This is a genomic window from Zoogloea sp. GDB6 (assembly GCF_056724105.1).
In genome coordinates this window covers 1,604,365-1,624,496 of sequence record NZ_CM161497.1, presented here as the reverse complement: position 1 = coordinate 1,624,496, position 20,132 = coordinate 1,604,365, and the positions used below count along the sequence as shown (strand labels likewise).

The 20,132-nt window shown below is 62.1% G+C and carries 20 protein-coding genes; 18 read left to right on the top strand and 2 right to left on the bottom strand.

What is annotated here, in order from left to right:
- Positions 1-46 precede the first annotated feature (46 nt).
- The 15 genes from AC1PQG_RS07355 to AC1PQG_RS07285 all read left to right on the top strand — a co-directional run bounded on the left by AC1PQG_RS07355 (position 47) and on the right by AC1PQG_RS07285 (position 14,541).
- Positions 47-1,069, top strand: coding sequence for an ABC transporter substrate-binding protein (locus AC1PQG_RS07355; protein WP_481121961.1), 1,023 nt, complete (start codon positions 47-49; stop codon positions 1,067-1,069).
- Positions 1,069-1,857 carry an ABC transporter ATP-binding protein gene (locus AC1PQG_RS07350; RefSeq protein ID WP_481121960.1) on the top strand — a complete coding sequence of 263 codons (789 nt, stop codon included), beginning with the start codon at positions 1,069-1,071 and terminating at the stop codon, positions 1,855-1,857. Before AC1PQG_RS07355 ends, AC1PQG_RS07350 begins: the two co-directional genes overlap by 1 nt.
- 12 nt (positions 1,858-1,869) lie before the next feature.
- Complete coding sequence (locus tag AC1PQG_RS07345; RefSeq protein ID WP_481121959.1) at positions 1,870-2,727, top strand: ABC transporter permease; 858 nt, start codon at positions 1,870-1,872, stop codon at positions 2,725-2,727.
- 12 nt (positions 2,728-2,739) lie between these two features.
- Positions 2,740-3,276, top strand: coding sequence for a thioredoxin family protein (locus tag AC1PQG_RS07340; protein WP_481121958.1), 537 nt, complete (start codon positions 2,740-2,742; stop codon positions 3,274-3,276).
- Between the two features lie 13 nt (positions 3,277-3,289).
- Entirely contained in the window at positions 3,290-4,282 is a 993-nt protein-coding gene (locus AC1PQG_RS07335) for a CoA transferase subunit A (RefSeq protein ID WP_481121957.1), read from the top strand.
- On the top strand, positions 4,279-5,079 hold the full coding sequence (locus AC1PQG_RS07330; RefSeq protein WP_481121956.1) for a CoA-transferase subunit beta: 801 nt from the start codon (positions 4,279-4,281) through the stop codon (positions 5,077-5,079). Before AC1PQG_RS07335 ends, AC1PQG_RS07330 begins: the two co-directional genes overlap by 4 nt.
- A gap of 14 nt (positions 5,080-5,093) precedes the next feature.
- Positions 5,094-5,882: an enoyl-CoA hydratase gene (locus tag AC1PQG_RS07325; protein ID WP_481121955.1), complete on the top strand. Its 789-nt coding sequence runs from the start codon at positions 5,094-5,096 to the stop codon at positions 5,880-5,882.
- Between the two features lie 16 nt (positions 5,883-5,898).
- The gene (locus AC1PQG_RS07320; RefSeq protein WP_481121954.1) at positions 5,899-6,366 is read left to right on the top strand and encodes a CoA-binding protein; all 468 of its coding nucleotides are present in this window, start codon (positions 5,899-5,901) and stop codon (positions 6,364-6,366) included.
- A gap of 16 nt (positions 6,367-6,382) precedes the next feature.
- A complete protein-coding gene (locus AC1PQG_RS07315) occupies positions 6,383-7,663 on the top strand; it encodes an O-acetylhomoserine aminocarboxypropyltransferase/cysteine synthase family protein (RefSeq protein ID WP_481121953.1) in 1,281 nt (426 codons plus the stop codon).
- Between the two features lie 117 nt (positions 7,664-7,780).
- Positions 7,781-9,352, top strand: coding sequence for a peptide chain release factor 3 (locus AC1PQG_RS07310; protein ID WP_481121952.1), 1,572 nt, complete (start codon positions 7,781-7,783; stop codon positions 9,350-9,352).
- A gap of 879 nt (positions 9,353-10,231) precedes the next feature.
- Positions 10,232-10,618, top strand: a complete 387-nt coding sequence (locus AC1PQG_RS07305) for a prepilin-type N-terminal cleavage/methylation domain-containing protein (protein ID WP_481121951.1) — start codon at positions 10,232-10,234, stop codon at positions 10,616-10,618.
- A gap of 171 nt (positions 10,619-10,789) precedes the next feature.
- Positions 10,790-11,353 (top strand): GspH/FimT family pseudopilin, encoded by a 564-nt coding sequence (locus AC1PQG_RS07300; protein WP_481121950.1) that lies wholly within the window; start codon positions 10,790-10,792, stop codon positions 11,351-11,353.
- A gap of 1 nt (position 11,354) precedes the next feature.
- A complete protein-coding gene (locus AC1PQG_RS07295) occupies positions 11,355-11,759 on the top strand; it encodes a type IV pilus modification PilV family protein (protein ID WP_481121949.1) in 405 nt (134 codons plus the stop codon).
- 8 nt (positions 11,760-11,767) lie between these two features.
- Positions 11,768-12,346, top strand: a complete 579-nt coding sequence (locus AC1PQG_RS07290; protein ID WP_481121948.1) for a prepilin-type N-terminal cleavage/methylation domain-containing protein — start codon at positions 11,768-11,770, stop codon at positions 12,344-12,346.
- A gap of 53 nt (positions 12,347-12,399) precedes the next feature.
- Complete coding sequence (locus AC1PQG_RS07285; protein WP_481121947.1) at positions 12,400-14,541, top strand: hypothetical protein; 2,142 nt, start codon at positions 12,400-12,402, stop codon at positions 14,539-14,541.
- 62 nt (positions 14,542-14,603) lie between these two features.
- Here AC1PQG_RS07285 and AC1PQG_RS07280 read toward each other — a convergent pair whose 3' ends face one another.
- Together AC1PQG_RS07280 and AC1PQG_RS07275 are read right to left on the bottom strand one after the other, a co-directional pair.
- The gene (locus tag AC1PQG_RS07280; RefSeq protein ID WP_481121946.1) at positions 14,604-15,836 is read right to left on the bottom strand and encodes a type II secretion system F family protein; all 1,233 of its coding nucleotides are present in this window, start codon (positions 15,834-15,836) and stop codon (positions 14,604-14,606) included.
- Positions 15,837-15,862: 26 nt separating this feature from the next.
- Positions 15,863-17,572: a GspE/PulE family protein gene (locus AC1PQG_RS07275; RefSeq protein WP_481121945.1), complete on the bottom strand. Its 1,710-nt coding sequence runs from the start codon at positions 17,570-17,572 to the stop codon at positions 15,863-15,865.
- A 317-nt stretch (positions 17,573-17,889) separates the two neighbouring features.
- Between AC1PQG_RS07275 and pilM the strand changes: the two genes are divergently transcribed.
- The 3 genes from pilM to AC1PQG_RS07260 are packed head-to-tail and all read left to right on the top strand — an operon-like array spanning position 17,890 to position 20,117.
- Positions 17,890-18,876, top strand: a complete 987-nt coding sequence (gene pilM, locus AC1PQG_RS07270; protein WP_481121944.1) for a type IV pilus biogenesis protein PilM — start codon at positions 17,890-17,892, stop codon at positions 18,874-18,876.
- The gene (locus AC1PQG_RS07265) at positions 18,873-19,448 is read left to right on the top strand and encodes a hypothetical protein (protein WP_481121943.1); all 576 of its coding nucleotides are present in this window, start codon (positions 18,873-18,875) and stop codon (positions 19,446-19,448) included. Before pilM ends, AC1PQG_RS07265 begins: the two co-directional genes overlap by 4 nt.
- An 18-nt stretch (positions 19,449-19,466) precedes the next feature.
- A complete protein-coding gene (locus AC1PQG_RS07260; protein WP_481121942.1) occupies positions 19,467-20,117 on the top strand; it encodes a hypothetical protein in 651 nt (216 codons plus the stop codon).
- The last annotated feature ends 15 nt before the right edge of the window (positions 20,118-20,132 follow it).

Here is a 20,132-nt window from a genome sequence, read left to right as displayed (position 1 = left end):
GCGCATTTGGCAAACTTTCTGCTTCAAATTGCACAGAAAGTTCGTCATGAAAGTTCGTTTTGCCCTCAAGACTGTCATCGCAGCCATCGCGCTCGCCGGAACCGTGGGCGCGGCCTTCGCTGAACAGCTCAAGGTCGGCTATCTGCCGGCCACCGGGCACGCCAAATTCTTCGTCGCCAAGGAGCAAGGCCTGTTCGCCAAGGAAGGGCTGGATGTCGAACTGGTCGAGTTCCAAAACTCCGCTGACGGCCTCAACGCCATCATCGCAGGCAAGCTGGACACCGGCGCCTTTGGCACCACCGGGCCGATTGCCCACCTGTCGAAAGGCACCAAGCTCAAGATCATCGGCGGCGTGATGGGTGGCGACGCAGCCCTCGTCGCCAGCGCAGCCAATGCCGGCAAGATCAAGGGCATCGCCGACCTGAAGGGCAAGAAGGTCGCAACGGTCCGCATGGCGTCCGGCGACGCAGTCCTGCGCGGCGCGCTGAAGGACAAGGGTCTCAACTGGAAGACCGACCTGCAGATTTTCGAACTGAAGAACCCGTCGGCGGTGATCGAAGCCGTCAAGTCCGGTCAGGTTGATGTCGGCCTCGTGTGGGGTCCTCACGACCTGCGTGCCGAAGACCAGGGGCTTAAAGTCGTCATCCATTCCACCGACCTGCAACGCGGCCATCCCTGCTGCCGCCTCGTGATTACCGAGGCCAGTGCAAAGAACCCGGCGACCTGGGAGAAATTCCTGCGCGCTATGCTGAAGGCCGAGCGCTTCGCGGCGGAGAACAAGAAGGAGACGATCGAGTCGATCGCCAAGTACGTCAAGCTTGACCAGCAACTGCTGTGGCGTGGCTATTACTCCGAGTATCTCGATCAATCCACCGATCCGGATGCCAAGGGCGTCAAGCACTTTGCCGAGGTCATGACAAACAGCGAGTTCATCACCAAGGCACCGGATCTCTCCGCCGGCATCGATGCCAGCCTGTATGAAAAGGTGCTCAACCAGCTCGTCAAGGAAAATCCCAACGACGCCTACTGGAAGAAACTGCAGAAAGACTTCAAGCGGAAGAATGCCTGATGGCTGCTGAGCTACGGCTGGAAGGCGTCGACTTTTCCTATGAGGAGACGACGCCGATCCTGGAAAAAATCGACCTCGCTGTCCCAGCAGGGCAGTTCGTCTGCCTGCTGGGCTCCAGCGGCTCCGGCAAATCCACGCTCCTGCGGCTGCTGGCTGGGCTGCAGTTTCCCCGCCACGGCCGGCTGAGCTGGAACGGCCAGCCCATCACCGGCCCGAGCCTCGAACGCGGCGTCGTGTTTCAGGACTACGCCCTGTTTCCGTGGATGTCGGTGGTGGACAACATTGCCATCGCCATTGGCAAGGCTCAGCCCAAGGCCCGCAAAGCCGAGCGGCGGGAGCAGGCCGAAGCGTGCCTCGTGAAGGTCGGGCTGGAGAACGCCATCGGGCAGTATCCCTTCGAGCTGTCCGGCGGCATGCGCCAGCGCGCCGCCATTGCCCGCGCGCTGGCCCTGCGCTCACCGGTGCTGCTGATGGACGAGCCCTTCGGGGCACTCGACCCCACCAACCGCGCCCGCCTGCAGGATCTGTTGCTCGAAATCTGGGAAACGGAAGTACCGCGGAAGACCCTTGTCTTCGTCACCCACGACATCGACGAGGCGCTCTACCTCGGCGATCGCATCGTCGTTCTCGGCTCCACGCCCGGTCGCTTGATTGCCGACCTGCCAGTCGGCTTTCCGCGCCATCGCGAACGGCGAGCGCTGTTCGACAGCGCGGAGTTCCACGCCCTGCGCGAATCCATTGCCGAGACCCTCGCCGCAGACACGCTGCGCCAGCTGGTCGCCGCCTAAAGGAATCAACACATGTCAGAAACGCTCACCGCCCCGCCGCGGGGGACGCCTGTTGCCGGCGCTCCCGGTGATCGACAGCCCGAACACACGACATCCGCGCCACGCCGGGCCGCGTCCGTTCCGTCCGCGCTGCTGGCCATCCTGCAAGGCTCAATCGTGTGGATCATCCTGCTGGCCCTGTGGTTTGCAGCTGCCAAGTATTTTCCGCTTGGCGACAACCCCTTGATTCCAAGCCCTCAACGTACCGTTCTTGCGCTGCAGGAATCTCTTCCCGAGTTATGGGAAGGCACGCTGTCGTCCTTCTCGATCCTGATCCCCGGCCTGCTGCTTGCCACCTTGCTGGGCATCATTTCCGGCATTTACGTCGGCTCGTCCGCCCTACTGCAGCGGATCTTCTTTCCCTTCGCACGTGTTGCCGCACCGGTGCCGCCGACCGTCTATGTGCCCTATGCGATTGCCGTGCTGCCCACCTTCAAGCTGTCGGCGATCTTCGTGGTGTTCATCGGAGCCTTCTGGCCGATCTTCCAGAACACGGCCGCCGGTGCCCACGCGCTCGAAAGCCGCTATCGGGACAACGCCAGGATCCTTGGCTTGAACAGCCACGAGTTCCACTGGAAGGTCGTCTTCCCCGCGGCGCTGCCGCATATCTTCTCCGGCATGGCCGTGGGCTTGGGATTCGCTTTCATCCTGCTCACCGTCGCCGAGCTGTTCGGCGCCAACGCCGGTCTCGGACGTTTCGTCCAGTATTACGCCGACTTCGCCGACTACCCGAAGATGGTCGCCGGCATCCTGTACACCGGCGTCGTTACCTACCTCGCGATGAGCGGCCTCGAGGCCATCAAGCGCCGGGCGCTGTTCTGGCACCGCTGACTGGAGAACCCCATGAGATTCCACCTTCCCTCCTCGATGGCCGCCCTGCTGCTGGCCGGCGTGGCAGCAAGCGGCACGGCCAGTGCAGCCCTGTTCGAACGCTCCACCAACGACCTGCAAACGGAAGTCCGTTCCGCTGCCGCCAAGGGACGCCAGCTCGCCGTCCTGCTAACCATGCCCGACTGCCCCGGCTGCCGGGAAATGGAGAAAAAGGTCTTTCACGACGCGGCACTCGAAAAATCCTTCGCCGCGCAATTCGCCAGTACCCGTGTGGACATCACCCAGGAAAGCAGCTTGATCGAACCGTCCGGCAAGACGTCGTCGCCAGCCCAGTGGGCCACCCGCCTGCACGCCGTCGGCACGCCGTCCTTTGTCTTTCTCGATGGACAAGGGCAGGTCCTGTACCGCTACACCGGTGCGCTCACTGCCAAGGATTTCCGCCAGCTGACCAAGTACGTCGCCGGTGGGCACTACGAACACCATCCGTTCCAGCCTTCCGCATCTGGGCAGACCAGTGAAGTCCATGCTGGATCGGCCCATCAACACTAACCGGATCAAGCAAATGTCACGCAACAAGATACTGTCGCTGGCCGAGGCCGTTAAACGCTACAGCTGGGACGGCATGCAATACGCCAGCGGCGCGGCCCTGCCGGTCGGCTCCGACGCCGTCGTCTTCGGGCGGGAACTGCTGCGCCAGCAGCGCCGCCATCTGCACGCCCTGTTTCACTGCAATACGCAGCAATTGAACCTGCTGGCAGCTGCCGGAGCGGTCGATAAGGCTGAGTGCGGCTTCTCCGGCCTGGAAGTGTTCGGATTCGCCAATGGCCTGCGCCGTGCCGTGGAATCCGGGCAGCTGGCGCTGGAAGACTATTCCAACCTGTCGTTCAACCTGCGCCTGCTGGCCGGCGCGATGAACTGGCCCTTTGCCCCGGCGACGGTCAATATCGGCTCGGACATTCAGTGGCGCAGCGCCTTCGCGCCCGACGAACAGCCCGCAAAGCACAAGATCCCCACCGTCACCGACCCCTTCAGCGGTCGCGAAGTGGGCGCCCTCAGCCCCCTGCAGCCGGACGTGGCCGCCATCCATGTGTCCTTGGCCGACCCGCTCGGCAACGCGATCATGCTCGGGACTGAATGGAGCCGTTTCGAGCTGTCCCGCGCCGCCAAGAAGGTCGTGCTGATCGCCGATGCCATCGTCGATACGGCCTGCATGCGCCAGTTCCCGAACCTGGTCCGCATTCCCGACATCATCGTCGAGGCGGTTGTTTACTGGCCGCTCGCCGCCTGGCCGCAATCCTCGCCCGGCTTCTACGACGTGGACGAGGCGCACATGAAGGCAATGAACAAGGCCCTGGCAAGCGCCGAAGGCACGGCCGAGTACATCAAGCGCTACGTCGAAGGCTACAGCGACATCGACAGCTACCTCGACATGATCGGCCGCGACACCGTCGAGCAGCTGTCGCAAACCGAAACCGCCTTCCTGCTCGATCCATTCCGCAAGTGGATCAAGACCCCGGATGAAATCGCCGCCCTCAGCGCAGGAGAGAACCCATGAGCACAAGTCTCGACTACACCCGCCAGGAGATGATGGCCATCGCCACCGGCCGCGAACTCCGTGACGACGATCTGGCCATCTTCGGGGTCGGCCTGTCGATGCTTGCCGGCTACTTCGCCCAGGCCTGCCACGCCCCCAACATCCGCACCATGACGGAAGGCGGCGTCTACGGCGCCACGCCCGTCGGCGGCCTGCCGTGGGGCATCGAATGCAACCGCATCTCGTCCAACGCGACCAGCTTCACGAACGCCATCGATGCCCTCGGCTTTCTCGTCGCCTCGGGCCGCTGCGACGTGGGCATCATCGGCGCCGCCCAGGTGGACAAGTTCGGCAACGTCAACACGACCGGCATCTGGGACGGTGACGGCACCATTGGCGACACCTACCGCCTGCCCAAAACCCGTCTGACAGGCGCCGGTGGCGCCAACGACATCGCCTGCGGCGCCGGCCGGGTGATCATCATGGTCACTCATGAAGCCAAGCGTTTTGCCGACAAGGTGAGCTACATCAGTTCTCCCGGCTACCTCGACGGCGGCAACACGCGGGAGCGTCACGGCTTCGTCGGCGGTGGCCCGTCCGCCATCGTCACGACCCTCGGCATCATGCGGCCGGGTCCCCAGACGAAGGAATTCGTCCTCGACGCCTGGTATCCGTTCTCCAGTATCGAAGAAATCCGCGCCAATACCGGCTGGGACCTGAAAGTGTCGTCCAACGCCCACGTCGTGCCCGAACCCACCGCCGAGGAACTGGCAGCACTGCGCCGGGTGGATGAAACCGGCATGCTCCGCAAGAAATAAGCACCGAGGAAAACATGACTGAAAAGACCTTGCTCAGCGTCGATGATGCAAACACCGGCGTCCGCACGCTGACCCTCAACCGCCCCCAGGCCCGCAACAGCCTGTCCCAGCCCGCCATCCGCGAACTGCTCGCGGCCTTCCAGGAGATCGCCCGCGACGACAGCGTGCGCGTCGTCATCCTGGCCGGCGCCGGGCCGGCCTTCTGCGCCGGCCACGACCTCAAGGAGATGCGCGCCGCCGACTATGCGCCGGATTACGCCGAGGGCCTGTTTGCCGATTGCGCCGAACTGATGCAGGCCATCGTCAATCTGCCCAAGCCGGTCATTGCCCGCGTGCATGGCATCGCCACTGCCGCTGGCTGTCAGCTGGTGGCGAGCTGCGACCTCGCAGTGGCCGCCGACGACGCCCGCTTTGCAACGCCCGGCGTCAACATCGGGCTGTTCTGCTCGACGCCGATGGTGGCCCTGTCACGTAACGTGGCCCCCAAGCACGCCATGCAAATGCTCCTCACCGGCGACATGATCGACGCGGCGACGGCGCTGCGCTTCGGCCTCGTCAACGAACTGGTGCCGGCTGCCGAGCTGGAAAGCCGGACCCTCCAGCTGGCCCGGCAGATCGCCTCCAAGTCGCCGCTGACCCTGGCCATAGGCAAGGAAGCCTTCTACCGCCAGGCGGCCCTGCCCCTCGATGAGGCTTATGCCTACACCCGGCAGGTGATGGTGGGCAACCTGCAGGCCCTCGACGCCCGGGAAGGCATCGACGCCTTCATCGACAAGCGCACGCCGACCTGGTGCGGCCGCTGACGCGGGAGGACACAGCATGAGCGACATCAACACCCTGCGCCGGGTCCTTCGGGAATCGAAGACCATCGCCGTCGTCGGCCTGTCGGCCGACTGGTTCCGGCCGTCCTACTTTGCCGCCAAGTACATGCAGGAGCATGGCTACAAGGTGATCCCGGTCAACCCGAAATACCCCGAGATCCTCGGCGAGAAGTGCTATCCGGATCTGGCCTCGATTCCCGAGCCGGTGGACATCGTGGACGTGTTCCGCAAACCCGCCGACGCCCTGCCGATCGCCGAACAGGCGATTGCGATTGGCGCCAAGACCCTGTGGCTGCAGATCGGCGTGATCAACGAAGCGGCCCGGACGAAGGCGGAGGACGCCGGTCTCACGGTCGTGATGGACCGCTGCGTCAAGATCGAATATGCGCGCCTTTTTGGCGGACTCAACTGGTTCGGCGTGAACACCAAGGTCATTTCCGCCCGCCGTCCCCTCTGCCTCCCCTGATCCAGGATCATCGAACATGGCTGACCGTAATTACGGCTTCGACACCCTGTGCCTGCATGCAGGCCAAATCCCCGACGCGGCGACCGGCAGCCGCGCCGTCCCGATCTACCAGACTTCGTCCTACGTCTTCGACAGCCCGGAACAGGCCGCCAGCCTGTTCAACCTGCAGACCTTCGGCAACGTCTATTCGCGGCTCTCCAACCCCACCGTCGCGGTGTTCGAGGAACGCATCGCGGCCCTGGAGAACGGCCGTGCGGCCGTCGCCACCGGCAGCGGCATGGCGGCCCAGATGATCGCGCTGCTCAACATCTGCGAAGCCGGCGACGAGATCGTGGCGGCCCGCACCCTGTACGGCGGCACCTACACCCAGCTCGACGTCAATTTCCGCAAGCTGGGCATCAACACGGTCTTTGTCGACGCCGACGAGCCGGAGAGCTTTGCCCGGGCGATCACGCCGAAAACCAAGGCCCTCTACGCCGAAACCCTCGGCAATCCGTCGCTCAACGTGCTCGACATCGAGGCGGTGGCCAAGGTTGCCGACGCCGCCGGCCTGCCGCTTTTCATCGACAACACCTTCGCCAGCCCTTACCTGTGCCGGCCTTTCGAGTGGGGTGCGGCGATCAGTGTCCATTCGGCGACCAAGTTCATCGGCGGCCACGGCACGACCATGGGCGGAGTCATCGTCGAGTCCGGTAAATTTCCGTGGGACAACGGCAAGTTCGCGACCATGACCGATCCCTCGCCGGGCTACCACGGCGTGCGCTTCTACGAAACTTTCGGCGATTTCGGCTTCACGATGAAGTGCCGCATGGAAGGGATGCGCACCTTCGGGCCGGTACTGTCACCCTTCAGCGCCTTCCAGTTGCTGCAAGGCATCGAAACGCTGCCGCTGCGCATGGACCGCCACTGTTCGAACGCCCTGGCCGTGGCGCGCTTCCTGGAGGCTCACCCTAAGGTCGAATGGGTCAATTACCCTGGTCTCGAGAGCAGCCGCTACCATGCGCTCGCCGGGAAATACCTGCCCAAGGGCGCCGGCGCGGTGCTCACCTTCGGCATCAAGGGCGGCGCCGCGGCGGGACAGAAGTTCATCAACTCCGTCGAGTTCCTCTCCCACCTGGCCAATATCGGCGATGCCAAATCCCTGGTCATCCACCCGGCGTCGACGACCCACCGTCAACTGTCGGAAGAGCAGCAGGTTGCCGCCGGCGTACCGCCGGACCTGATCCGACTTTCGGTCGGCCTGGAAACCCTGGACGACATTCTTTGGGACATCGACCAGGCCCTGGCCAAGAGCTGACAGCCCGGCTCCAGATCAGCGGCGTCGGAAGAGTCTGTGCACCGACCGGTGGTCGCCCCTGAGGCGGCCTCCGGCTCCCTGTATAATCGCGGCCTTTCCGTCTTACCGCACCGCATCATGTCCGCCACCCAGGAAATCGCCCGCCGTCGCACCTTCGCGATCATTTCCCACCCCGACGCGGGTAAAACCACGCTGACCGAAAAGCTGCTCTGGTTCGGCGGCGCCATCCAGGTGGCCGGCGAAATCCGCGCCCGCAAGGCCGCGCGACACGCCACCTCCGACTGGATGGAGCTGGAAAAGCAGCGCGGCATCTCGGTCACCTCGTCGGTGATGCAGTTCCCGTACCGCGACTGCGTCATCAACCTGCTCGACACCCCGGGCCACGAAGACTTCTCCGAAGACACTTACCGCACCCTCACGGCGGTGGACTCGGCGGTGATGGTCATCGACTCGGTGAACGGCGTCGAAGCCCAGACCATCAAGCTGCTCAATGTGTGCCGCCTGCGCGACACGCCCATCGTCACCTTCATCAACAAGCTCGACCGGGAAGGCCGCGAACCCATCGACCTGCTCGACGAGATCGAGTCGGTGCTGGGCATGCAGTGCGCCCCGATGACCTGGCCGATCGGCATGGGCAAGCGCTTCCGTGGCGTGTATCACCTGTACAACGACACCATCCAGTTCTTCGACCCCAAGGCCGAAAAGGGCACCTCGGAAATCATCCAGGGCCTCGACAACCCGCGCCTCGACGAAGTGATCGGCGAGCAGGCCGACGAGCTGCGCATGGACATCGAGCTGGTCCGCGGCGCCTCCCACACCTTCGACCGCGAAGCCTACCTGAGCGGCAAACAGTGCCCGGTGTTCTTCGGCTCGGCGGTGAACAACTTCGGCGTGCAGAGCCTGCTCGACGCCGTGGTGGATCTGTCCCCCGCGCCGCTGGCGCGCCCGGCCAAGACCCGCCAGGTGGCGCCCGACGAAGACAAGTTCTCCGGCTTCGTCTTCAAGATCCAGGCCAACATGGACCCGAAGCACCGCGACCGCATCGCCTTCATCCGCGTCTGCGCCGGCCGCTTCGAGCGCGGCGGCAAGCTCAAGCAGGTGTCCACCGGCAAGAGCCTGGCCATCAACAACGCCATCACCTTCATGGCCCAGGACCGCAACACCACCGACGAAGCCTGGGCCGGCGACATCATCGGCATCCCCAACCACGGCACCATCCACCTCGGCGACACCTTCACCGAGGGCGAGGACCTGCAGTTCACCGGCATCCCGAGCTTTGCGCCGGAATACTTCCGCCGCGCCCAGATCAAGAACCCGCTGAAGATGAAGCAGCTGCAGAAAGGCCTCGAGCAGCTCGCCCAGGAAGGCGCCACCCAGCTGTTCCGCCCGACCACTACCAACGAGCTGATCCTCGGCGCCGTCGGCACCCTGCAGTTCGACGTGGTCGCCCACCGGCTGGAGTTCGAATACGGCGTGGACGTGATGTTCGAATCCTGCAGCTACGCCACCGCCCGCTGGCTGCGCGGCTCAGACGCCGACCTCAAGGCCCTCGCCGACAAGTCCCCCGCCAACATGGCGCTGGACGGCAACGGCGACTACGTCTACCTCGCCCCCAACCGGGTCAACCTGCAAATGGCCCAGGAACGCTTCCCCAACATCAAGTTCCTGGAAACGCGGGAAATCTACTGATCCTCCCTCTGCCGCTGTCGCTTCAGACAGCGGCAAGCCAGATACCGCATAGCCCTCCGGTTCACCATTCGCATGCGCATTGCGCTGATTTCGAACATCTGAAACCGGAAGCATGGACAGTCCCGACGACCTCGACGGGGACGTGAGTCCATGCGACGGCGCGGCAATCACCTCAAGGACGCCGACTGGCGCCGGCCGTGACATCCATCAGCCTGTCCGCCCGTCAGCCCGCCCGTCAGCCCGCGGCACGCCTCGGGAACGGATAGAACATCGTCCTCCCCCCTTGGCCAACGGGTGCTGCTCGGGTCGACCTGCCTCCGGTCACGCCTGCGCGGTCCGGAGCAAGTCGAACGTCGCTGCGCTGTCGATGATTTTTACAGTTTTGCCGACCATGCACCAAGAATCTGGCGCAACTTATTGATTCGACGAAATTTTCACAAAAGGCATGATTTTTGCGATTTTCGCTACAAATAACAATCAAACACCACCTTCGTCGAATTTATTGTTGAGCAGGAAATGTTTCACAGACAGCACATTGAGTCGGTCATCACCAACGGTTGCGAAGGAGTAGTCTGAAAAAGGCGTATGGGACTTTCACCAAAAAGAATAAATAGCGGGCGATATAAGCAGCTCGGGGAGACATATCAGCTATAAATTTCTGCGCCCCACGACGTAACGATCTTTGACGTTAAAAAACCCCACCCCGAATCCACCCGCCAGAAATTTATATTAGAGTAATTAAAAGACGTCACCTTCAAGTTTGTTGTAAACCTGCCCTCCACAATGCGCTCAATCGCATCAGGAATGCATTCGATGGGAGTGGGAGTAAGTGTCGCTTAGCACCCTTGCAGTTTTCATTCTTGATCAAAGGAGACATTCATGAATAAGCCGTCCACCCGTATTGGCCGTCGTCTGCAAGCCGGCTTCACCTTGATCGAATTGGTCGTCGTCATCGTCATCATCGGTATTCTTGCAGCCGTGGCAATCCCCTCCCTGACCGGCGTCAGTGACCAGGCTCAGATAGCCAAGAATACGGCGACACTAGGCGCGCTCAAATCAGCCTGGTCGAGCGCATTTGCTGTTGCCAGGGCGGCCCCCAGTGTTGCTGCAGTTGCAGCACAAATGTCCGACCCGACATGTACCGTTGCCGGGACAGTCATTACTTGTGGAACTGCCGCAACAATCACCACGACCTTCACGGCTGCTGCCGACCCTATCCTCACTCCAGCCGGCATTACCTGTACGACAGCAGCTCTTTGTAATTGATTTTCACCAGATCCGATTTCAATTGCATTTCGCTTTTTATCACATTTCATAATGAAAGTCCGGGACTGGAGTCATGAAAAGCGACCGCCACGGATCGCTCCGACTTCATTGACTGCTATTCCGGACAATCCATTCGATCTCTGCCGGGCATTGGTCATTTCGCCCCCCCCAATGTCCGGCATTTCAATTCATATCCAGCAGCGGGAAGTAACGACATCGAGCGTATTTTTCTTCCAGTCGCTCCATCGCCGCGGCAGGGGCTTCACGCTAATTGAGTTCGTCGCCGTCATAGTCATGATCGGCATTCTTTCCTCCGCAGTGATGACGAGCATGCAGGCGAGTCTGCAGCTGAGTGTCAGCACCCAGGCCGACCAGTTTCGCCGCAATCTCTCGCATATCCAGCTACTGGCCATCAGCCGGGGCAGCCGACTGCGGCTGACGGTGAATGCAGCCGGCACCAATTACACGGTCGTTTCATGCGACACCTCCGCCTGTTCGACCACCAGCGCCGTGACCGATCCGGCCACCGGGCTGAATTTCAGCATGAATCTGTCGGACGGCGTCACGCTGGCCCCCACCAGCAATACCCTCGATTTCGACAGCCTGGGGCGGCCCCAGGCCAGCGGAAGCCTGATCACCACCAGCCCAGCCCGGACCTATACCCTGTCGGGTAACGGCCGCAGCGTCCAGGTCACGGTGCTCCCGATCACCGGCTTTGCCCAGGCGAGCTACTGACATGCGCCGCTCGTCCGGATTCACGCTGCTGGAACTGGTGGTGGTGATGCTGATCATCGGCGTCGGCATGGCAGGCATCGCCAGCATTTTCGGCAACACGTCCGGCTCTCTGTCCCTCAACGAGACCCAGCAACAGGCTTCCCAATACGCCCAGGAGTGCGCCGAGCGGCTCCTGGCCACCCGCCGCGACCTCGGCTTCGCCTGGTTCGCAAGCAACACTTTCGCCTGCGACACGCCGAGCGGCTTCACGCTGGGCGTAAATGTCGGCAGCCTTTACACCGGCACCGGCGCCACCTCGACGACGTGCCCCAACGGGGTCCAGTGCCGGGATGTCAGGATTACCGTCAGCAGGAGTTCCGCGTCGTCGGCCATTACGGTCCTGCTGGCCAACCACGAGCCACTGTGAGGCCGGACATGGGCCGCGCACGGGGATTCACGCTGATCGAACTGGTCATCGTCATCATCGTCGTCAGCATCATGGCGGCGGTACTCACGCCGATGACCCTGTCCGGCCTGCTGGCCTACAACACGACCCAGGCCGACCTGGTCGTGCTGGACAAGCTGCGCTACGCCACCGAAAGGCTGGCGCGGGAAATCCGCGAGGTCAATTACAACAGCAGCAACGGCTTCGCCTTCGCGGCGCCCGTCGGGGCGACATGCACAGCGGGGACGCTCGGCATGTGTCCGAACACCATGATCTTCACCCGGACCTTCCTCGACGCCAGCGGTACGGCATCCACGGCCACCGTCACCATCAGCAATACCGGCAGCGCCGTGAAGCTGGCCTATTCGACACCGACGGTCGCGGCACAAACGCTGACGGACGAGCTGAATGGAACGACCGGACTGTCCTTCACCTATCTGACCAGCGATGGCGTCACCACCACGACGGATCCGAAACTGGTGCGCTCGGTGCAGATTTCGCTGACTTTGCGGCACAACGGCAGCAATTACACGCAGCGTACCCGCGTCGAACTGAAGAACATCACATGAGCCCACTTGCCCCACTCCGCCGGCAGCGCGGAGCCGCTTCAGCGGCTATTGCCATGGTGCTGGTGTTCCTTTTGCTGGCCGCGGCGAGCGCCGTCATGAATCTATCGGGCTCGGCCGTGATCGATGCGGCGGCGAATGAACAGCAGATCTCAGCGCTGTTCGTGGCCGAGAGCGGAGTGGAAAGAATGCAGGGCACAATCTGGCAGGCAGCCAGGACCAACGGATACACGGATGCCACCTGCACCGGCCTGACCTCACTGACGGCCGCCAACCTGGGCCAGGGCACCTTCCAGTACCGGGGCGCCTTCCAATTCCTGTCCGCCACCTCGACCCCAAGCACCTGCGGGGGCAGTATCCTCAATCCGAACTGTACCGGCTGCACCGTCACCGTGAAGGGGACTATCGGCTCCTACTCCCGCACCATCCGCGCCCTGCTGTCTCTCACGAACAATCAGGGCATCGAGGGCAACACCAGCCAATTCACCCTGAACCTGAATACCACCGCGAATAATGCGGCGGCGTTTACCAACCTTGCCTATCGCGCCAAGGCCGGGGGCGGCTCAAGTGCGATGATCGGCAGCTGCACCAATACAGGCGGCTCCTGCCTGATCACGTTGACAAGTGTGTCGGGCTGGAACCTGAACAACACCGGCACCAACAACGTGAGCGGGATGGGGGTCTACGCCTCGGTACCCACCGCTGGCACCTATAGCATCACCGACACCCTGGTGGATAACAGCAACAACCCTGCGGCACGCAATTATGTCCAGACCGGTGCGCTGTTCTACCCCCTGAGCGGCGGGTCGGTCGGCTTCGTCGGCTCGTTTGGCCGGGATAGCGGCTCCAACAAGACGATTGGCACGTCCACGACAACCGGCAGCCTCCCCACCACCTGGAACTGCGCGGCCCCCACCAACGCCACGGGTTATGGCGGTACCGCTAGCGCGAGCAACGCCGCAGGCGCGAATACGCTGGTCTACGGTTTTTCCTCCTGGCCGGCGTCGGCGGCCAACCAGCTGAACCACATGACACTCGGCATCCAGCCGCTGAGCCAGATTCTGCGTATGACCGGCACCCAGGGGGACAACCTGTATTCGCAGATCTGGTATTCCTACAATCCCGCCTACTATCCTACTGGAGCGACGGGTGCCACAAATGGCGCCAATTTCACGGGGACGATCGGCGCCACATTCAGCGGGACGATAACGGGCGCCGGCGCAACCAAGACCCTGACCATCACCAGCGGTGTGACGGCCCCGGCCATCCTGACCATCGGCGACACCATCACCAACAATGGCGGCACAACCGTCTATGGCACGCTTGGTAGCCTGATCTCGGGCACCTTGGGGGCCACTGGCAGCACCTATAGCATCGTCACCGCATCGACGGTCGCCACGGCGACCACCTTGTGGGCAAAAAGCAATGTCCTGAGACTGGCGACAGCCCCGTCCAGTGGCGTACTGACCCTGGGCGACAGCATCACCAACAGCGGCGGCGCGACGACCTACGGCACTCTGGGGACATTGCGCTCCGGCACGTGGGGAGCGGCCGGCAGCACGTACAATCTCACAGGCGCCCCCCAACTCGTCGCCTCGTCCAGCCTGGAATCCGTGGGCACCACGATTACCTTGTCCGGCACGATATCCGGTGCCAACAGCACTCCCTCGACCGGTACGGCCCTTGCAGTTTCTTCCGGTACCGGGGCATTCGACTCGTCCACCTTCACCGGCAGCATCAGCGGCACGACCCTGACGGTGACCAGTTGCAGCAATGGCAGCCCCGCCAATGGCGACGCGCTCTTCGGCGTAAACGTCCGACCGAATACACGGATCACGGGGCCCTTGGCAACAGGAAGCGCCTGCAACGGCACCTACCCTGTCAGCACCAGCCAGACGGCCGCCAGCGACACCATTCTTGCGAGGGCTGCGGTTGTGTCCGTCACCTCAGCCAACTCCTATAGCGTGTCCCGCAAACCGACAACCCGACTCGCCAGCAGTGCGCTGCTTTGCGGTGGCGTCTGCCCCTTCTTCTTCGACAATACCGGCTCGAACACCAACTTCACCCTAACCAACATCACCTCCGGCGATGACTGGGCTTCGGGCTTTGCCTGCCTGAGTGGCGTGGATCCCGCTCAGATCGTCATCCTGGGCAACCTGACTGCAAAGAAGACCAGCTGGAGCGAGCCGATACAGTAACAGCGGCGCGAAGCCTCTACCCGACAATACGCCGGATGACACGAGAAACACGACGGCGCTCGTCAGTGCTTCTTCATGGCCACCGATCCCAAGTCCCACAGCGGCATGAAGATCCCCAGCATGAGGACGAGAACCATCGCACCGATGCAGCCCAGCAGAATGGGTTCGACGGACTCGGCAACACGGCTCACCTCGTATTCGACCTCTTCCTGATACATCTCGCCGACTTCCATCAACATGCTGTCGATCTCGCCGCTTTCTTCGCCGACCGCGATCATCTGCAGCTCGAGTGGGGCAAAGATGCCAGCGGTCTGTGCGACGCGCAGCATGCTCTCACCCCGCTGCACACCCTCGCGCATGAGCAGGATGCGCTCTTCGAAATAGGCGTTGTCCAGCACCCGCGAAACGAGCGTGAAGGCCTGCACGATGGGCAAGCCACTCTTGCTCGCCGTCGCAAAGCTGCGGCAGAACCGCGCGATGGTCGCCTTCTTGATGATCCGTCCAACAACCGGCAGGCGGAGTTTCAGTCTGTCCCAGAAGTAACGCCCCTCCGGCAACCTGACAAACGACCTGAAGGCATAGACTGCCCCCGCCAGCATGCTCAGCACCGCCCACCAGTAGCGCACGGCGAATTCGGATATGCCGAGCAGAAGCAGCGTGAGGAAAGGCAGTGACGCGTGCATCTTGGCGTAGGTTTTGGCAAACGAGGGAATGACGAAGAGCGAGACGATGGCGATGGCGATGGCGATAGCGATCATCACGAAGGTCGGGTAGCGCAGCGCTGCCTTGACCTTTTGCCGCATGTCCTTTTCGAATGCGAGCTGCTCGTACAGACTCTTGAAGATCTCTTCCAGCTTCCCGGTGCCCTCCCCCACCCTGACCATGCTGACGTAGTAGCTGTCGAATACTTTCGGATGGCGGGCCATGGCGGCACTCAGTTCGGCCCCCTTGTCGAGGTGGGCGCGAATATCCTGTATGACCTCGGTCAGCGCCGGGTTGGCGGTGGCCTTCAGCATTCCGGCCAAGGCCTGCATCATCGGAATGCCGGCCTTGGCCAGAGTGCCCATCTGGCGGGTAAATAGCAGGAGATCGGCCGGCTTGACGGTGCCAGCCCCCTGCAAGGCCAGCAACCACTGAGGCTGGCCCTTGAGCTTGTCGGTCTGCTGCCGGATCTGGATGGGCGAGATTCCGGACTCGATCATCCACGCCGCCACCGCCGCGGGGTTGGGCGACTGTATCGTCCCCTGCATGATCTCGCCGCGCTTGTTGCGGCCCTTGTATTCGAAGATATCCATTGCGCGCCGTCCCTCCCGCCTTGGAATCAGATTTCGGCAGAGGCCACGACCGTCATGGCCTCTGCGATGGTGGTTTTTCCCTTGACCACAAGGTCGAGCGCCTGACGGTCGAGCGTCCCGCTACCCATCTGTTCCCGCGCCAGATGTTCAAACTGCACCGCATCGCCCTTGTGAATGGCCGCAGCCAGCGGAGCGGTCATCTCGAGCATTTCATAGACGCCGACGCGGCCAGTGAAACCGACACCGTTGCAGCGGCTACAGCCCACGCCATAACGGAAATCCGCTGCCGACACATCATCACCCTGGTAGTGCTTGAACCACTCGATCTGGTCGTGGCCTGGGCGATAGGGTTCGGAGCAATAGTCACAGATCACCCGCAGCAAGCGCTGCGACACGACGGCCAGCAGGCTGGACGCAATCATGTAGCTCGGCACCCCCATGTCGAGCAAGCGGGCCGGGGTGCTCGCCGCATCATTGGTGTGCAGGCTGGACAACACCATATGGCCGGTCATGGCGGCGCGGGCGGCGATCTGGGCGGTTTCCTGATCCCGGATCTCCCCCACCAGCAGGATGTCAGGATCCTGCCGCAGAAAGGAACGCAGCACCCGGGCGAAGGTGAATTCGATCTTCTCATTAACCTGCACCTGATTGATCCCGGGGATGCGGTACTCGACCGGGTCTTCGCAGGTCAGTATCTTGACGTTGGGCTGATTGAGCTCCTGCAATGCAGCGTACAGCGTGGTGCTCTTGCCGCTGCCCGTAGGGCCCGTCACCAGCACGATCCCGTGCGGCGACTGGATGATGCTGCGGAACTTGCCGACCATGTGCGCCGGCATGCCGGATTTGTCGAGATCGAGCAGGCCTCTACCCTGCATCAGCAGGCGCATGACCACCGATTCGCCATGCTGCGTCGGCAGGGTGGACATGCGGATATCGATACGATTGCTGCCGGTCCTGATGGCGAAACGTCCATCCTGGGGCAGACGCTTTTCACCGATGTCGAGCCCGGCCATGAGCTTGAGCCGCACCATCAAGGGCGAGGAGATCTTGGGGTCGGCTTCGAGCTGGGGGTGCAAGGTCCCATCGATCCGGAAACGCACCACCAGCTTTTTGTCCTGGGGCTCGATATGGACGTCCGATGCCCGCATGTGCGCAGCTTCTTCGAAGATGGTCTGCAACAGCTTGACCACCGGCGCATCCATGTCGTCGATGGCGACATCCATGTGGCCGAGATCCACCACGCCGCTTTCACGCTCGAGGTCTCGCTCGACTTCCTTGGCGTATTCGTCGATCTGCTCGGTCTTGCGGTAGATGCGGTCCGCGGTCTTGCTGAATTGCTCGCTGGTGATCACAGCCACGTCGATCGGCTTGCCGAGCAGCCGTGACAGGTCATCCTGGGCGCGCAGATCGGACGGATCGACGAAGCCCACGACGTAATGATCGCCCCGGTCTTCCAGAATGATGGCGTGGAATCGTCGCGCCTGGATTTCCGTCAGGACCTGGACTATTTCCGGCGATACATCGAAGCGCCGCAGGTCAACGAAGACGATGCCCTGTTGCGCGGCAATAACCTTGGCGAGCTGCTCCTCCGTGACATAGAGGTTGTCCAGCAATACCCGCCCCAATAGCCGCCCGGTCCGCTGCTGCTCGGCAAGGGCTTCGGCGAGCTTTTCCTCGGTGAGGAAACCTTCCTCGATCAGTGCGGCGCCGACTTGCGCAGCTTTTATCACTGCCATTGCGGAAGCTCCAGATGAGATAGGGTGATTGCCGAGGCCCCGCCGAATCCGCTGACCGCCTATTCAGCGAAGCCGCGCTTATACCCGGCCGTGCAATTCTTCTGACGGCCCCTGCCAGAATGCCCCCATGAATTGAGACCGCGCACATCGATAATGCCTGAGAACCCCAAAAATCTCACAGTCCCAATGCAGCAGTCACAGAAAGGCACAACTAATCCGTGACAGACACGCACCTCCATCTTGTACCATCTTCACCAGAATACTGACGGTTGTTCGGCCGACCGGGTCGTCTTTCCACTGGGTCGGATCGAATGGTGATGCGTATCTGGTTCTCACTTGCGTGGAAAAAGATGACGATCTCGTTCAGAAAAAAAAGGGAGACCGGCTGGACTGCCGTTGATGCCGGAGAAGACTGCCTCGTCGGCGTCACGGTGATGCCACCGCAAGCCATGGGCAGCAAGCCACGTGTCGTCAAATGCGGCTCAATTTCCGGTGGGCGATTCGATGTCGCCACGTTGACCGGACTTGCAAAAATCATCTCGGTACCCGGCTGTCGCTGGACCCTGCCGCTCCAGCACAAGACCTACAATATATTGGTCGTGCCGGAGCCGTCCGTAAAACCTGACGAGATCGATCAGAGCCTTCGTTGGGCAATTGGCAGCATGCTCGATTATCCAGTGGACGATGCAAGCATTGCCTGGATGCGGATTCCCACCGACAACCTGATACCAAACCGCCCCCATGAGCCCCAGCTTTATGTCATGGCGGCAAGGTACGAAATCATCGTCGGGTATAACGAGCTATTTCAGAAGGCCCGGATTCCCTTAAAGGCAATCGACGTACGCGAGACGGCGCAACGCAATATCGCAGCCTTGGCAGAAAAGCCAAGGGAAGGCGTCGGGCTGCTGCGGGTCAGCCCACAGGGCGTCCAGTTCACCGTCAATTTCAATGGCGAACTCTATCTCGACCGCTTTTTCGAAGAATCCCTGTTCAGTGCTTCCGACGATGTGGACTCCAGGACCCGGGCCTGTGAGCGGATCGTGCTTCAGATTCAGCGCTCGCTGGATTTCATAAGCCGCAACATGTCATTCATCGACGTCAACCGTATTCTGCTGGCGCCGACATCCGACGGAGCGGACCTGGGCGACTTGATCTCCCGACATCTTCCAATCGCCGTCGAGGAACTCGATCTTGCCTCTCTTTTCGATATTTCACTGACGCCTGAGCTGGCGCGGAAGGAAGCACAATCCCTCCATTTCTCCGCACTGGGCGCCGCCCTGCGTTTCATGAAGAGCACGGTATGAGTCAACAGATCAATCTGCTCGTAATGAAGAGAAGCGGATCGGCTTCCGCCCTGGCGACGCTGGCCGTGTTGGGCATGTTACTCGTCTCGCTGCTGACGGTCTGGGGCGTGCGGCAGAGCGCACTTCGCGCTGCCCAGGAGACTGAAGCGGCCAGTGCGCTCCAATTGCAGCAGGCAACCGCAACCCTGCAGGCGCGAACCCAGCAGAAAGGCCTGGACGCAGAAATTGCCCTCCTTCGCCCCAAGGCCGAGGCCGCGCAGAAGTTTCTGGCCCAGATGGGAGAACTGGGCAGCCGACAGGGCTACGCCCACTATTTTTCGGCGCTGACGAACGCCAGTGAAGAAGGGGTATGGCTGAGCAGCGTCACCGTCGACCGGGCGGGAAAGTCCGTGCAGGTCGGTGGCCATGCCCTGCGCAAGGAATCCGTGATGCGCTATGCCCAACGGCTGAATACCCTTTTCATCGAGGATGGCGTGCAATTCACCTCGCTGGAGCTGACTCCGGAAGCAGCCGGCAGCAAACCCGGTGAGGCCCCACGCCCGGCCACCGCAACGGCGTTCAAGTTGTATTGAGACGCGCGTGATCAGCCCATGAAACCATTCGATATTGCCATCGCCAAGTTTGCCGGGCTGGCGCGGCGCGAGCAGCTGCTGGTCGCGGGCGCGCTGGCGATCAGCCTGTATTTCCTCGTCGATCTCTCACTGCTGGGACCACAGCAGAAGAAGATAGAGCGCTTGCGTCAGCAAGACCAGGCCCACAAGAGTGAATTGCTCACGATCAACAAGGCGTTGGCCGAGACGGAGGACCTGGCGAAGGGCGCAGCGCCGCCCGCCGACGACCGCGCTGTCCTCGATGGACTGAAGAAACAGATTGCCGATGCGGAGGCCATTTATACCCAGCTCGATGGCAGCGCGTCGCAAATCGGGGCGCTGGTGGCCGAATTGCTGGAAGCGAGCCCCGGTCTGACCCTGGTGTCCCTGAAAACCCTGCCGGTGACGCCATTCCTGGGGGCCGAGAACAAGCCGGACAGCGGAGCCAATGCCGTCATTTATAAACATGGCGTCGAGGTCCGCATCAAGGGCAATTACCTGACCCTCCTGTCTTACATGGAGAATTTGCAGAAACACCCGCATCCCCTGTTCTGGGCCGAGGCGGGACTCGACGCCTCGGCGCCCCCCGATGCGGTGCTGAAGCTGGTCATTTACTCCTTGAGCCGGCAATCCAATGCCCCCCTGCGTTGAGCCCACGAGCGGGAA

Bases quoted from the DNA above. Each gene is read 5' to 3' on its own strand.
- AC1PQG_RS07355 (WP_481121961.1), top strand. From the start codon at position 47: ATGAAAGTTCGTTTTGCCCTCAAGACTGTCATCGCAGCCATCGCGCTC.
- AC1PQG_RS07350 (WP_481121960.1), top strand. From the start codon at position 1,069: ATGGCTGCTGAGCTACGGCTGGAAGGCGTCGACTTTTCCTATGAGGAG.
- AC1PQG_RS07345 (WP_481121959.1), top strand. From the start codon at position 1,870: ATGTCAGAAACGCTCACCGCCCCGCCGCGGGGGACGCCTGTTGCCGGC.
- AC1PQG_RS07340 (WP_481121958.1), top strand. From the start codon at position 2,740: ATGAGATTCCACCTTCCCTCCTCGATGGCCGCCCTGCTGCTGGCCGGC.
- AC1PQG_RS07335 (WP_481121957.1), top strand. From the start codon at position 3,290: ATGTCACGCAACAAGATACTGTCGCTGGCCGAGGCCGTTAAACGCTAC.
- AC1PQG_RS07330 (WP_481121956.1), top strand. From the start codon at position 4,279: ATGAGCACAAGTCTCGACTACACCCGCCAGGAGATGATGGCCATCGCC.
- AC1PQG_RS07325 (WP_481121955.1), top strand. From the start codon at position 5,094: ATGACTGAAAAGACCTTGCTCAGCGTCGATGATGCAAACACCGGCGTC.
- AC1PQG_RS07320 (WP_481121954.1), top strand. From the start codon at position 5,899: ATGAGCGACATCAACACCCTGCGCCGGGTCCTTCGGGAATCGAAGACC.
- AC1PQG_RS07315 (WP_481121953.1), top strand. From the start codon at position 6,383: ATGGCTGACCGTAATTACGGCTTCGACACCCTGTGCCTGCATGCAGGC.
- AC1PQG_RS07310 (WP_481121952.1), top strand. From the start codon at position 7,781: ATGTCCGCCACCCAGGAAATCGCCCGCCGTCGCACCTTCGCGATCATT.
- AC1PQG_RS07305 (WP_481121951.1), top strand. From the start codon at position 10,232: ATGAATAAGCCGTCCACCCGTATTGGCCGTCGTCTGCAAGCCGGCTTC.
- AC1PQG_RS07300 (WP_481121950.1), top strand. From the start codon at position 10,790: ATGTCCGGCATTTCAATTCATATCCAGCAGCGGGAAGTAACGACATCG.
- AC1PQG_RS07295 (WP_481121949.1), top strand. From the start codon at position 11,355: ATGCGCCGCTCGTCCGGATTCACGCTGCTGGAACTGGTGGTGGTGATG.
- AC1PQG_RS07290 (WP_481121948.1), top strand. From the start codon at position 11,768: ATGGGCCGCGCACGGGGATTCACGCTGATCGAACTGGTCATCGTCATC.
- AC1PQG_RS07285 (WP_481121947.1), top strand. From the start codon at position 12,400: ATGGTGCTGGTGTTCCTTTTGCTGGCCGCGGCGAGCGCCGTCATGAAT.
- AC1PQG_RS07280 (WP_481121946.1), bottom strand. From the start codon at position 15,836: ATGGATATCTTCGAATACAAGGGCCGCAACAAGCGCGGCGAGATCATG.
- AC1PQG_RS07275 (WP_481121945.1), bottom strand. From the start codon at position 17,572: ATGGCAGTGATAAAAGCTGCGCAAGTCGGCGCCGCACTGATCGAGGAA.
- pilM (WP_481121944.1), top strand. From the start codon at position 17,890: ATGCGTATCTGGTTCTCACTTGCGTGGAAAAAGATGACGATCTCGTTC.
- AC1PQG_RS07265 (WP_481121943.1), top strand. From the start codon at position 18,873: ATGAGTCAACAGATCAATCTGCTCGTAATGAAGAGAAGCGGATCGGCT.
- AC1PQG_RS07260 (WP_481121942.1), top strand. From the start codon at position 19,467: ATGAAACCATTCGATATTGCCATCGCCAAGTTTGCCGGGCTGGCGCGG.